Source organism: Pedococcus cremeus (genome assembly GCF_900111375.1).
In the GTDB taxonomy this organism is placed as follows: Bacteria; Actinomycetota; Actinomycetes; order Actinomycetales; family Dermatophilaceae; genus Pedococcus_A; species Pedococcus_A cremeus.
Window position 1 is genome coordinate 88,808 of sequence record NZ_FOHB01000006.1, and the last position, 13,172, is coordinate 101,979.

Annotated in this window: 11 protein-coding genes; 1 reads left to right on the forward strand and 10 read right to left on the reverse strand. The window is 72.4% G+C overall.

Features of this window, described 5'->3' with window-relative positions; translation table 11 throughout:
- Positions 1-91 precede the first annotated feature (91 nt).
- The 10 genes from BMW78_RS12885 to BMW78_RS12930 all read right to left on the reverse strand — a co-directional run bounded on the left by BMW78_RS12885 (position 92) and on the right by BMW78_RS12930 (position 11,513).
- Positions 92-1,969, reverse strand: coding sequence for an ABC transporter ATP-binding protein (locus BMW78_RS12885; RefSeq protein ID WP_091760360.1), 1,878 nt, complete (start codon positions 1,967-1,969; stop codon positions 92-94).
- 150 nt (positions 1,970-2,119) lie between these two features.
- Positions 2,120-2,923, reverse strand: coding sequence for an enoyl-CoA hydratase/isomerase family protein (locus tag BMW78_RS12890; RefSeq protein ID WP_091760363.1), 804 nt, complete (start codon positions 2,921-2,923; stop codon positions 2,120-2,122).
- Positions 2,920-3,621 carry a sirohydrochlorin chelatase gene (locus tag BMW78_RS12895; RefSeq protein ID WP_091760366.1) on the reverse strand — a complete coding sequence of 234 codons (702 nt, stop codon included), beginning with the start codon at positions 3,619-3,621 and terminating at the stop codon, positions 2,920-2,922. Before BMW78_RS12895 ends, BMW78_RS12890 begins: the two co-directional genes overlap by 4 nt.
- 10 nt (positions 3,622-3,631) lie before the next feature.
- On the reverse strand, positions 3,632-4,927 hold the full coding sequence (gene cobA / locus BMW78_RS12900) for a uroporphyrinogen-III C-methyltransferase (RefSeq protein WP_091760369.1): 1,296 nt from the start codon (positions 4,925-4,927) through the stop codon (positions 3,632-3,634).
- Entirely contained in the window at positions 4,927-6,282 is a 1,356-nt protein-coding gene (locus BMW78_RS12905) for a sulfate adenylyltransferase subunit 1 (protein ID WP_091760373.1), read from the reverse strand. The genes cobA and BMW78_RS12905 overlap by 1 nt, the downstream gene beginning before the upstream one ends.
- A complete protein-coding gene (gene cysD / locus BMW78_RS12910) occupies positions 6,282-7,271 on the reverse strand; it encodes a sulfate adenylyltransferase subunit CysD (protein ID WP_091760376.1) in 990 nt (329 codons plus the stop codon). The genes BMW78_RS12905 and cysD overlap by 1 nt, the downstream gene beginning before the upstream one ends.
- Complete coding sequence (locus tag BMW78_RS12915; RefSeq protein ID WP_091760380.1) at positions 7,268-8,032, reverse strand: phosphoadenylyl-sulfate reductase; 765 nt, start codon at positions 8,030-8,032, stop codon at positions 7,268-7,270. Before BMW78_RS12915 ends, cysD begins: the two co-directional genes overlap by 4 nt.
- Positions 8,029-8,232, reverse strand: coding sequence for a hypothetical protein (locus BMW78_RS21040; RefSeq protein WP_091760383.1), 204 nt, complete (start codon positions 8,230-8,232; stop codon positions 8,029-8,031). Before BMW78_RS21040 ends, BMW78_RS12915 begins: the two co-directional genes overlap by 4 nt.
- The gene (locus BMW78_RS12925) at positions 8,229-9,926 is read right to left on the reverse strand and encodes a nitrite/sulfite reductase (protein ID WP_091760385.1); all 1,698 of its coding nucleotides are present in this window, start codon (positions 9,924-9,926) and stop codon (positions 8,229-8,231) included. The genes BMW78_RS21040 and BMW78_RS12925 overlap by 4 nt, the downstream gene beginning before the upstream one ends.
- A gap of 189 nt (positions 9,927-10,115) precedes the next feature.
- A complete protein-coding gene (locus BMW78_RS12930) occupies positions 10,116-11,513 on the reverse strand; it encodes a wax ester/triacylglycerol synthase family O-acyltransferase (protein ID WP_091760387.1) in 1,398 nt (465 codons plus the stop codon).
- A 206-nt stretch (positions 11,514-11,719) separates the two neighbouring features.
- Between BMW78_RS12930 and BMW78_RS12935 the strand changes: the two genes are divergently transcribed.
- Positions 11,720-13,153, forward strand: coding sequence for an MFS transporter (locus BMW78_RS12935; protein WP_091760390.1), 1,434 nt, complete (start codon positions 11,720-11,722; stop codon positions 13,151-13,153).
- Positions 13,154-13,172 lie beyond the last annotated feature (19 nt).

Genomic DNA, 13,172 nt, shown 5'->3' on the forward strand with positions numbered 1-13,172 from the left:
AGCAGGGCGGGAGTATGGCAGCCCCGCGGTGGGGTGGGCAGAGCCAGCACCTCCGGGGGCGCCCACCCGCACCGTGTCCGCGGCGGCGCCGTCAGGCGACGATGCCGTCGGCCTGCTCGGCGAACTGCGTCCGGTAGAGGTCGGCGTAGAGCCCGCCATGGGCGAGGAGCTCGTGGTGCCGTCCACGCTCCACCACGCGCCCGTTCTCCACGACGAGGATCTGGTCGGCGTCGCGCACGGTCGACAGGCGGTGCGCGATGACCAGGGCGGTGCGGCCGCTCAGCGCCTCGTCGAGGGCCCGCTGCACCGCCACCTCCGACTCGCTGTCGAGGTGTGCGGTCGCCTCGTCGAGCACGATGAGGCCGGGTCCCTTGAGGAGCAGGCGGGCGATGGCCAGGCGCTGCTTCTCGCCACCGGAGAGCCGGTGCCCGCGGTCGCCCACGACGGTGTCGAGCCCTTCGGGCAGCGAGTCCACGAGGTTCCAGACCTGGGCCGCCTTGAGCGCGGCCACCATCTCCTCCTCGGTGGCGTCGTGCTTGGCGTAGGACAGGTTGGCGCGGATGGTGTCGTGGAACAGGTGCGCCTCCTGGGTGACGACGCCGATGGTGGCGTGCACCGACTCCAGGGTGGCGTCACGCAGGTCGACACCGTTGACGCGGACCGCACCCGAGGTCGGGTCGTAGAGCCGGGCCACGAGGTTGGTGATGGTGGTCTTGCCGGCGCCGCTGGGACCGACGAGGGCGACGACCTGGCCCGGCTCGACGGTGGCGGTGACGTCCTTGAGCACCGTGCCGCCGCCGCGCCGGTCACCGGTGACGGTGGTCTCCAGCGACGACAGGGACACCTCGTCGGCCGCGGGGTACCGGAAGCCGACGTGGTCGAGCTCGACCCCGACCGGACCGGTGGGCAGCGGCTTCGCCTCCGGCTTCTCGGTGATGAGCGGCTGGAGGTCGAGCACCTCGAAGACCCGCTCGAACGAGACCAGCGCGGTCATGATGTCGACACGGACGTTCGACAGCGACGTCAGCGGGCCGTAGAGCCGCGCGAGGAGCGCGGTCAGCGCGAGCAGCGTGCCGATGGTGAGGGTGCCGTTCACCGCCATGAGGCCGCCGAACCCGTAGACCATGGCCGTCGCGAGCGACGCCACGAGCGTCAGCGCGACGAAGAAGATGCTGCGGTTCATGGCGATCCGCACGCCCATGTCACGCACGCCGCCCGCACGCTCGGCGTACTCGACGTCCTCGCGCGCCGGCAGCCCGAACACCTTGACGAGCAGCGCGCCGGCGACGTTGAACCGCTCGGTCATTCGGTTGCCCATGTCGGCGTTGAGGTTCATCTGGGTGTGCGTCAGCCCGGCGAGGCGGCGCCCCATGACCCGGGCCGGGATGATGAACAACGGCACGAGCGCCAGGGCGGCCAGGGTCAGCTGCCACGACAGGCTCGCCATGGTGCCGATGATCAGGGCCAGTGAGACGACGTTGCTCACCACACTCGAGAGCACGGACGTGAACGCCTGCTGGGCACCGAGCACGTCGTTGTTGAGGCGGCTGACGAGGGCACCGGTCTGGGTGCGCGTGAAGAAGGCGATCGGCTGGCGCAGCACGTGGGAGAACACCTGCGTGCGCAGGTCGTAGATGAGGCCCTCACCGATCCGTGCCGAGTACCACCTCTGCGCCAGCGACAGCACGCCCTCGGCCACGGCCAGGGCCGCCACCAGGAGCGAGAGCTCGATGACGACCGTGCGGTTCTTCGGCGTCACGCCTTCGTCGATCAGCTTGCGCAGCAGCAAGGGGGTGGCGACCACCAGGGCCGAGGTGACGATGACGAGCGCCACGAAGACGACGATCTCGCGGCGGTAGGGACGGGCGTAGCCCATCACCCGCCGGGAGGTGCCCGGGGCGAGCTTGCGGTCCTTGACCGAGTCGTCCTTGGTGAGCGACCGCATCGCGTGCCAACCCTGCATGCTCATGGGGCCTCCCTCCGCGCCATCCGTGCGGGGTACCTGCTCCCGTGGCGCTCATGTCTTCTCGTCGAGCCACTCAACACCGGGCGGTGCGGTTCGATTCCCGACCATCATCGCCGACGCCGCCGACAAGGCGGTTCGGGTATGCCGTCGGGCTCAGTGCCGCGGTCGGGTCACCAGCGCGTGCATCAGGCGCCCCTGTGCCTCGCGCTCGTGCCGCAGCTGGTCGTCGCGGGTCGCGGTGACGGCCCTTCGCAGCAACGGCTTCAGCTCGCGCAGGGCCGGCTCGGGGGCTGCCAGCAGCGCTGACACGAGGTCGGCGGTCGTGGCCTCCAGCTCGTCGACCCGCACGGCCACCGAGGCCAGCCCGATGGCGACCGCCTCGTCGGCATGGACCGTCCGACCCGTCGCGCAGATCTCCAGGGCCTTGCTGTAGCCGACCAGGTGCACCAGCGGCGCCGTGCCGGCGAGGTCGGGCACCAGGCCCAGCGACGTCTCGCGCATGGCGAGCTGCACGTCGTCGGCCACCACCCGCAGGTCGGCCGCCAGCGCGAGCTGGAAACCGGCCCCGATGGCGTGTCCCTGCACCGCGGCGACCACCACGGCGTCGACGTCGGCCCAGGCCGAGAAGCCGCGCTGGAAGGGGGCGATGACGTCGGCCATCTCCTGCGCGCCGCGCGCGGCCTGCTCCAGCATCGAGACCTCGCCGTCGACCCCCTCCGGGGTGAGCATGGCGAGGTCGAGGCCGGCGGAGAAGGACGGGCCGTCGGCACGCAGCACCACCACGCGCACCTCCGGGTCGAGCGTCTCGGCGAGTTCCGCGAGGGCCAGCCACAGGCTCGGCGTCTTGGCGTTGCGTCGCTCCGGGTTGCTGAGGCTGATGGTCAGCACCGGGCCCTCGCGGTCGACCCGCAGGTGGGGATGGGGCCGGTCCTGGCCGGAGGTCCGCTGTTCGGTCACCGCGGCAGGTTACCCGCCCGTTCGACCACGAGGGCGGCGGCGGCCTCCGTGTCACCGAGGGCGCCCGGGACGAGACGGACCCCGGCCGCGTCGCAGTGCTCGGCCATCCGGTCGCGCAGCACGCCCTCGGCGACCATGAACGCCACGGCGACCACCTCCTCGGCCTGCCCGCGCAGCCCGGCGAGCACATCGGGCAGGGTGCTGCCGCCGTCGAGGGCGGCCACGCGCCAGGGGCCCCACTCCCCCGGTGTCCCGTGGGCCTCGAGGGTCTCCCCGACGCTGGCGACCGCCGCGCTGTCGCTGGACCCGGCGGCATACAGCACCACCGCGGTGGACGGCCGGGCCGGCACACCGGCCCGGGCCAGCAGGGCCGCGGCGGCGCGGAGCAGCAGCGGGTGCGGACCGAGGGCCGCAGAGGCGGTGAACGGGCCACCGACCGCGTTCATCGCGTCGACGGCGGCGGGCACGTCGACCCTCGCGTGGTACGCCGGCGTGAGGAGGACCGGGACGACCACGCCGTGGCCGGCCTGCTCAGCCGCTTCGGCCGGCGTGGGCCCGTGGTGGTCGAGGTAGGCGGTGTGGACGCCCCGCAAGTGAGCGGCGGCGCGCACTCGCCGTGCCAGGGCCTCCACGCCGCCGGCGTGCCTCGGGTCCGGGGATCCGTGCGCGAGCAGCACGATGTCGGGCGCTTCGGTCATCCGCAGCAGGCTACGCCGGTCGGGGTGCGAGGTCGCCGAGCTGCTCGCGGACCCGCACCACGTCGCCGACCACGACGATCGCCGGGGCCCTCACGCCTGCCTCCTCGGCATCGGCCGCTGCGCGCTCGAGGGTGGTGACGGTCGTGCGCTGGCGTTCGGTCCATCCCGACTCGATGAGCGCGACGGGCGTTTTCGGCGACCGCCCGGCAGCGACGAGGCCGGTGGCGGTGTCGGCCAGCCGGGTGACGCCCATCAGCAGCACGAGGGTGGCGTCGGCCGGGGCGTCCTTCAGGGCGGTCACCACGGCGTCGGCACCTTCGTGGGCGGAGGCGACCACGAAGGAGGCCGTGATGCCCCGGTGCGTGACCGGGATGCCGGCGGCTGCCGGCACCGAGACCGCGGAGGTGACCCCCGGCACGACCTCGACCGGTATGCCGTGCTGGGCACAGAAGAGCGCCTCCTCACCACCGCGGCCGAGGACGAAGGGGTCACCCCCCTTGAGCCGCACGACGTTCTTCCCTGCCTTCGCGTGGTGGACGAGGATCTCGTTGATGCGGTCCTGGCCCACCGGATGGTTGCCGGGCGTCTTGCCCACGTCGACCACCTCCACGTCGGTCGCGAGGGTCTGGAGCAGGCCGCGGGGCCCGAGGCGGTCGGTGACGACGACATCGGCCGCGGCGAGCAGGCTGCGTCCGCGGACGGTGATGAGGTCGTCCGCGCCGGGGCCGCCACCGACGAGGGCGACCGACCCCACCGGTGCCGGTCCCCCTTCGACGGTGGGGTCTGCCGGGCGAGCACCCTGCCGGCGCACCCGGCGCACCGGCAGGGTGCCGCTCTCGAGGGCCGCGGTGACGGCGTCGCGGACGGCGGTGGCCCTGCGAGGGTCTCCTCCAGCGGTGACCGCGACGGTGACGCCCTCGGCGGGTGTGCCGTCGGCACCGCGGGCCACGGCGGGCGTCCAGGCCGCAGTGGCGGACGCGTCATCGGCTCGCACGCACCAGATGCGTGCCGCGTCGGCGTGGGCGGCCACGGCGTCGTCGACCGGCCGGTCGCCGGTGGCGGTGTGCACGAGCCACGCCGGTTCGGGCTCGACGAGGTCGCCGACGAGGTAGTCGCGCTCGTGCCAGACGAGCCTGCCCTCGAGGGCGGCGTCGCGCAGCTCCTCGGTGACCCACGGGGCAACCACCTCGACGGCGGCACCCGCCGCCAGCAGGCCCAGCGTGCGGCGGGCCGCGACCGGACCGCCGCCCACGACCACCACACGGCGTCCGCTGAGGTCGAGGGCGAGCGGGTAGGCGCTCTCCATCAGATCCCCTCCCCCGCGCTGCGGTCGGGCGCCTCGGCCATGCCGGCGGCGAGCGTCGCGCCGTCGGACTCGTCGATGAGCAGGAACGCTCCGGAGCGTCGCAGCTCGCGGTAGTCGTCGATGGCGACGTCCTCGGCCAGCCGCAGGCGCACGCGGCCGATGGCGTTGAGGGACAGGCCGTCTGGCGCCGGTCGGTGCTCCATCGTCTCGATGTCGAGCTGGTCGACGACGTCGTCGACGAGGGCGCGCACGGTGCGGGTCCCGACCCGCAGCAGCAGGCGGTCGCGGGTACGCAGCGTGCGATCCGCGAGCACCGCCACGGTGCCGGTCAGCGAGCGGGTCAGCGTGCTCGGGCGGTCGGCCGCGGCGATGATGTCGCCGCGGGAGATGTCGATGTCGTCGGCGAGGCGCAGCACCACGCTCTGCGGCGCGAACGCCAGCTCGCGCTCCTCCACGGTGCCGTCGGCGGCCGCGCGGTCGATCCCCACGACGGTGGTGCGGCGCCCGGACGGCAGCACGACCACCTCGTCGCCCGGGTGCACGACCCCGGAGGCCAGCCGCCCGGCATACCCGCGGTAGTCGGGGTGCTCGGCCGTGCGGGGACGCACGACGTACTGCACCGGGAAGCGCAGTGGCTCCAGCGCCGGGTTGGTGCCCACGGGCACGGCCTCGAGGTGCTCGAGAAGGGTCGGCCCGGCATACCAGGGGGTGTGCGCGGAGCGGTCCACCACGTTGTCGCCGAGCAGGGCGGAGACGGGCACTGCGGCGACGTCGTCGATGCCGAACCGGCCTGCGAGCCGGGCGAACTCGCCCACGATGTCGCCGAAGACCTCGGCGTCCCAGCCCACCAGGTCCATCTTGTTGACGGCGAGGGCCACGTGCCGCACGCCGAGGAGGCCCGTGACGGCGAGATGGCGCCGGGTCTGCTCGACGACTCCGTGCCGGGCGTCGACCAGGATCAGGGCGAGCTCGGCCGTCGAGGCGCCGGTCACCATGTTGCGCGTGTACTGCACGTGCCCCGGGGTGTCGGCGAGGACGTAGGAGCGGGTCGCCGTCGAGAAGTACCGGTACGCGACGTCGATGGTGATGCCCTGCTCGCGCTCGGCACGCAGGCCGTCGGTGAGCAGCGCGAGGTCGGCCGCCTCGAGCCCCCGGTCACGGCTCACCCGCTCGACGGCGTCGAGCTGGTCGGTGAGCACCGACTTGGTGTCGTAGAGAAGCCGGCCCACGAGGGTCGACTTGCCGTCGTCGACGCTGCCGGCGGTTGCCAGCCGGAGCAGGTCGTGGCCCGCAGCCGGGGCGCCGGCCGTGTGTGCCGCGGCGGCGGCAGTGGGCGCGGGGAGGGTGGTGGTCATCAGAAGTACCCCTGTCGCTTGCGGTCCTCCATGGCGGCCTCGGAGAGCCGGTCGTCGGCGCGGGTGGCGCCTCGCTCGGTGAGGCGGCTGGCGGCGACCTCGAGGATCACTGCCTCGACATCCGTGGCGTCGGACTCGACAGCGCCGGTGCAGCTCATGTCGCCGACCGTGCGGTAGCGCACGAGGCGCGTCTCGGTGGTCTCGGCGGCCTTGGGGCCGCCCCACTCACCGGCGGTCAGCCACATGCCGTCGCGCTGGAACACCTCACGCTCGTGGGCGTAGTAGATCTCCGGGAGCTCGATGTCCTCGCGGGCGATGTAGCGCCAGACGTCGAGCTCGGTCCAGTTCGACAGCGGGAAGACGCGCACGTGCTCGCCGGCGGTGTGCCGGCCGTTGTAGAGGTCCCAGAGCTCAGGTCGCTGGCGCCGCGGGTCCCAGGCGCCGAACGCGTCGCGGAGACTGAAGACGCGCTCCTTGGCGCGGGCCTTCTCCTCGTCGCGGCGCCCGCCACCGAAGACGGCGTCGAACCGGTTCTCCTCGATCGCGTCGAGCAGCGGCACGGTCTGCAGTGGGTTGCGGGTGCCGTCGGCGCGCTCGCGCAGCCGCCCGTCGTTGAGGTAGTCCTGCACCTGGGCGACGACCAGCCGGGCGCCGAGGCGGGCCACGGTGGCGTCGCGGTAGTCCAGCACCTCGGGGAAGTTGTGCCCGGTGTCGACGTGTAGCAGCGGGAAGGGCAGCGGCGCCGGTGCGAAGGCCTTGCGGGCCAGGTGCACCATCACCACGGAGTCCTTGCCGCCGGAGAAGAGGATCACCGGCCGCTCGAACTCACCCGCCACCTCGCGGAAGATGTGGATGGCCTCCGACTCGAGGTGGTCGAGGTGGTCGAGGACGTAGTCGGCTGGCACCGTGTCGGCCGACAGTGCCTGCGCCGCAACGGTGTTCGTCACTGGGTTCGTCTCCGTGGTCGTCTCTGTGGTCGTCGTGCTCATGTGTGCAGCCCGCATTCCGTCTTGGTCTTCCCGGCCCAGCGACCGGCTCGGAGGTCCTCGCCGTCAGCAACAGGACGCGTGCACGGTGCACAGCCGATGGACGCGAAACCAAGCTGGCGCAACGGGTTCAGGAAGACTCCGTGCTCCTCTGCGTAGCGGTCGACGTCGTCCTGGGTCCACAGGGCGAGGGGGTTGAGCTTGACGACCTTGCGTCGTGCGTCCCACCCGACGATGTCGATGTCGGTGCGGGTCGGGGCGTCCTCGCGGCGCATGCCGGTGACCCAGGCCTCGTGTCCGGCGATCGCGTCCTCGAGCGGAACGACCTTGCGCAGCGTGCAGCACAGGTCCGGGTTCCGGTCGTGCAGCCGCGGGCCGTGTTCGGCGTCCTGTTCCGCGACGGTCTGCCGCGGCGTGACCGTGCGGATGCTCAGGGGGGGCAGCATCGCGGCGTAGGCGTCACGGGTGCCGAGCGTCTCGGCAAAGTGGTAGCCGGTGTCGAGGAAGAAGACGTCGGCGCCGGGGACGGTGGTGCCGAGCAGGTGCACGAGCACCTCGTCGCCCATGCTGCTGGCGGTGGTGAGCCGGTCTCCGAACTCCTCTGCAGCCCAGCGGAGGGCCTCGCGCGACTGCTCGACCACGACCTCGTGGCGGTCGTGCCCGGCGTCCGAGTGCCGGGTGGCCGACTGCTCGACCCGAGCAGTGCCGGCTGCGACGAGGGCGCGCAGCTCGGCTGTGTCCCGTGCGGTGGGTGTGGTGCTCATGCCTGTCCTCCTCTCCGTGCGTCCTCCTCGGCCAGGCGGCCGGGGATCGCGGTGGTGTCGACGGTGACGAGCTCGACGGTGAAGACCCGTGCACAGGCCCGGCACTCCCACGCCCCGCGTGGCTCCTCCACGGGCCAGAGGTCCTCCTCGGCGCAGAAGGGGCAGTGGTAGACGGCCGTGGTGGCGCGGTGCCCACTCATCGGAGGTCGTCCTCGTCGGCGCGGCGGGCCCACGCGGCGAAGGACTCCCCTGCCTCGCGCTGGGCCAGGTAGCGACCGGCGAGCCGCTCGACGTAGTCGGGCAGGTCCTCGGCACGCACCTTCAGGGCCCGGGTCTTGCGGGCCAGCGACGGCTCGGTGCCGAGTCCGCCTCCGAGGTGCACCTGGAAGACCTCGACGAGGTTGCCGTCGTCGTCCTTCTGCACCATGCCCTTGAGGCCGACGTCGGCGACCTGGGTGCGGGCACAGGAGTTGGGGCAGCCGTTGACGTGGATGGAGAAGGGCACGTCGAAGTCAGGGAGCCGGCGCTCCAGCTCGGCGACCACCGTGCGGGCCCGGGCCTTGGTCTCGACGAGGGCGAGCTTGCAGAACTCGATGCCGGTGCAGGCCATGACGCCTCGACGCCACTCGCTCGGGGCCGCCGGGAGGCCGAGGGCCTCGAGCCCCTCGGCGACGGCGGCGGTCTCCTCCTCCGGCACGTCGAGCACGAGGATCTTCTGGTGGGCGGTCAGCCGCACGCGAGCCGAGCCATGGCGCTCGGCCAGCTCCGCCACGGCATACAGGGTGGTGCCGCTGACGCGCCCCGCGACGGGAGCGCCGCCGACCCAGAACCGGCCGTCGTTCTGGGCGTGCACGCCGACGTGGTCCCTGCGGTGGCCGCTGGGCTGCTCCGGGGCCGGGCCGTCGACGAGGGCGCGCCCGAGGTACTCCTTCTCGAGCACCTCCCGGAACCTCTCCGGCCCCCAGTCGGCCATGAGGAACTTCAGGCGGGCCCGGTTGCGCAGCCGACGGTAGCCGTGGTCGCGGAAGATCGAGACGACGCCCTTCCAGACCTCGGGGACCTCCTCGAGCGAGACCCAGGTGCCGAGGCGCTGGGCGAACATGGGGTTGGTGGACAGGCCTCCGCCGACCCAGACGTCGAAGCCCGGGCCGAAGTCGGGGTGGTGCACGCCGACGAAGGAGACGTCGTTGACCTCGTGGGCGACGTCGAGACTGGGCGAGCCGGAGATGGCGGTCTTGAACTTGCGCGGCAGGTTGGAGAACTCGGGGCTGCCGATGTACCGCTCGAGGATCTCGCGCACCGCCGGGGTGCCGTCGACGACCTCGTCGGCCGCGATGCCGGCGACCGGCGAGCCGAGGATCACGCGCGGGGTGTCGCCACAGGCCTCCGCGGTGGTCAGGCCGACCGCCTCCAGCCGGCGCCAGATCTCGGGCACGTCCTCCACCCGGATCCAGTGCAGCTGGATGTTCTGCCGGTCGGTGATGTCGGCGGTGTCGCGGCCGAACTCGGTGCTGACGCCGGCGACGGTGCGCAGCTGCACGGTGCTCAGCGCCCCGCCGTCGCTGCGCACGCGGAGCATGAAGTACTGGTCGTCGAGCTCGGCCGGGTCGAGCGAGGCGGTCTGGCCGCCGTCGATGCCGGGCTTGCGCTGGGTGTAGAGGCCCCACCAGCGCATCCGGCCGCGCAGGTCGTCGGGGGCGATGGACTCGAAGCCCTCCTTGGCGTAGACCTCCTCGATGCGGGTCCGCACGTTGAGGCCGTCGTCGTCCTGCTTGAACGCCTCGTTGTGGTTCAGCGGAGTGCGGTCACCGTCGGCCCAGGCACCGGTGGCCTTGCCGGCCTGCCGGTTGGGGCGGGCGGCCGGGGCCTGGCGAGGCGTGGTCTCGACTGACACGGGCGATCCTTTGCGTATGCCGGGTGGCTCGGTATGCCGGGTGGCTGGGTATGCCGGGTGGCGGGGACAGGTGCGCGGTCACCAGTGTGGATCGCATGCCGTTATGGCATCCATAACCGTCCATTATTTGGGTGGAAGTCCTACCCCGTGTGTAGGACTGGACTGTGGGACGAGGGCCGGGCCGGCCCACTAGGAGCGGGGCCGGCCCAGCTCTCCCACGAGTCGCCCCAGCTCTTGTCCGACGGCGACGACGAGGCGGTCGACATCCGGCAGGGCCTCGCCGTCGCCCGTGATGCCGATGGTGAGCCGGCCGGCGTAGGAGACCATCGCCGCGCTCACGCGGATCTCCTGCGCGATGGGGACGTAGGGCACCAGCTCCAACAGCCTGCGGCCCGCGAGGTACTGCGGCTGAGCCGGGCCGCGGACGTTCGACGCGACGACGTTGACCCGCCCCTGGCCCGACCGGCCGTAGGCCCGGGCTCCCCGAGCCAGCAACGGCGCGGGGATGTGGTCGGCCAGGCGCACGACGGCAGCCGTCGCGTCGGCCACCTCACGGGACTTCTGGGCAGCTGTCCGCTCGGCCACCGCGGCCAGCCGGGCGGCTGGGGCCGCGAGGTCGGCAGGCAGCTCGACGAACATCGCCGAGGAGAGGTTCCCCGCCCACCCCGTCTGCCCGGGCACCCTGCGCGACACCGGCACGATCGCCCGGAGCACCATCTGGTCCAAGGACTCCCCCCGCTCCAGCAGGTACCGGCGGTAACCGCCAGAGAGGGCGGCGAGGAACACGTCGTTGACGGTGCAGCCCTGCCGGCGCGCGACCCGCTCGACACCGGCGAGGTCGCACCCGGTCCAGCTCCAGATCCTCCGGCGGCTCAACGGCCCGTTGAGGACCGACGGCGGCAGGTCGGGCCGCAGCACCTGGGACAGCCCGAACCGCAGGCGCCTGGTGCGGAGCCACGCCTCGCGCGGAGCGCGGAGCGACCGCAGCAGCAACCGGAGCGCGCGAACCGGCAGGAGGACCAGCCACGCGAGCAACGCACCCACGAGCACGACGCGTGACGGAGCCGGCTGCGGTGGTGGTGCTGGTGGCTCTGGTGACGCCGGCCCACCGTCGGGCGCGCCGGACAGGAGGGACTGCACCAGGTCGACTCCCGACTGCCCGTCGACCATCGTGTGGTGCGCCTTGGCAACCACGGCCCAGCGGCCACCGGAGAGCCCGTCGACCTGCCACACCTCCCACAGGGGACGACCGGGGTCGAGGCGCGGCACCATCAGGCGCGCCACCAGGGTCCGCAGCTGCGAGTCCTCACCAGGGGCTGCCAGCACGGTGTGGTGGACCTGGTCGGCGGGGTCGAAGTCCGCGGCGTCCACCCAGACCGGCCGACCGAGGTCCAGTGGCATCGTCTGGACCCGGCGCCGGTGGACCGGCACGGACGCCAACCTCCCCACGACGTGCTCCCGGAACGACGCGGGGTCCGGCGCAGGACCTTCGAGGACCAGGACGGAGCCGACGTGCAGCGACTGGGTGTCGGTCTCCATCGGCAGGAAGATCGCGTCCAGGGCGCTGAGCCGATCGGCTCGGGTCACCGGGCCAGTCTGGCATCGGCTTACCGCCCCGACGGGCCACCACACCGGAGGGGGCCGGTCCACGACACCGGAAGGGCCGAAGTCCCCGGACCCGGGGCCGGACGGGACGTTGGTCCCTGCCCGTGCCGGCTGGACGACCGGACGATCGATGGACGACCCGCAGCCGTGTGTCGCCGGACACGCGACCGACCTGAAGGGCAGCCACCATGGCCGACCACGTCACGACCGGACGACCGTCGAAGGCCCTGCGGAGGGTGCTCGTGCCCCTCGCCCTCGCCCAGTTCATCTGCAGCTTCGCCGGCTCGAACATGAACGTGATGATCAACGACATGAGCAAGGACCTCGACACCACCGTCCAGGGCATCCAGGTGGCGATCACCATCTTCCTGCTCGTCATGGCGGCGCTCATGATCCCCGGGGGCAAGCTGACCGACCGCTACGGACGCAAGCGGCTCTTCACGCTGGGGCTCGTGGTCTACGGGGTCGGCGCGCTCCTCAGCGCGGCAGCGCCGGGGCTCGGCGTCCTCATCCTCGGCAACTCGATCCTCGAGGGCGTCGGCACCGCGCTGCTGATCCCACCCGTCTACATCCTCACGACGCTGCTGTTCACCGAGATCACCTCACGGGCCCGCGCGTTCGGCGCGATCAGCGCGATGGGCGGCGTCGGCGCGGCAGCTGGACCACTCATCGGCGGCCTCATCACCTCGGCCATCAGCTGGCGGGCAGCCTTCGTCTTCCAGGCGCTGGTCATCGCGGCGATCGTCCTGCTCAGCCGCCATGTCGAGGACCCCCTGCCGCCGGACCCGACGCGAGCCTTCGACACCGGCGGGGCGGTGCTGTCGTCCGTCGGCCTCATCCTGGTGGTCAGCGGCATCCTGGCGACCGACAACAACATCTGGCTGATGCTCGGCCTGGTGGCGGCCGGCTCGCTGGTCCTGCTGTGGTTCTTCCTGTCGATGCGGGCCAAGGAGCGCGCCGGCAAGGAGGCGCTCCTGTCGACGAGCCTGTTCCGGAACCGCACGTCCAACCTCGGACTCATCACCCAGAACGCCCAGTGGCTGATGCTGATGGGAGTCTCGTTCACGGTCGCGGCCTACCTGCAGGTGGTCCACGGCTACGACGCGATCCAGACCGGGGTGATCTTCACGGCAGCCACCGTCGGCCTGCTGGCGTCGTCGCTCGGGGCCGAGCGGTTCGCGAAGCGGCGTGCCCAGAGGACCCTCATCATGGGCGGCTTCCTCCTGACGACCGCCGGGATCGTCGTCTTCCTCACCATGGTCTCCCTCGCCGTGTCGAAGGACCTCACCAGCGCCTGGGTCTTCGCCCCCGGGCTCTTCCTGATCGGGCTCGGAGTCGGCCTGATGCTGACGCCGTCGGTCAACCTGGTGCAGTCGGCCTTCGGCGAGGAGCTCCAGGGCGAGATCTCGGGCCTGTCGCGCAGCGTGTCCAACCTGGGCTCATCGCTCGGCACCGCCATCGCCGGCACCATCCTCGTCGCGGGGATCACGGCCACCCCGGAGCGCTCCTACGGGCTCGCGCTCGCCGTCCTGGCCCTGGTCGGTGTCGTCGGCCTCGCGGCATCGGCGATGCTGCCCAGAACTCCCGCCCCCGTGACGACCGCACAGGAGGCAACCGCCTGATCGGCCCGGCCGGCAGGGA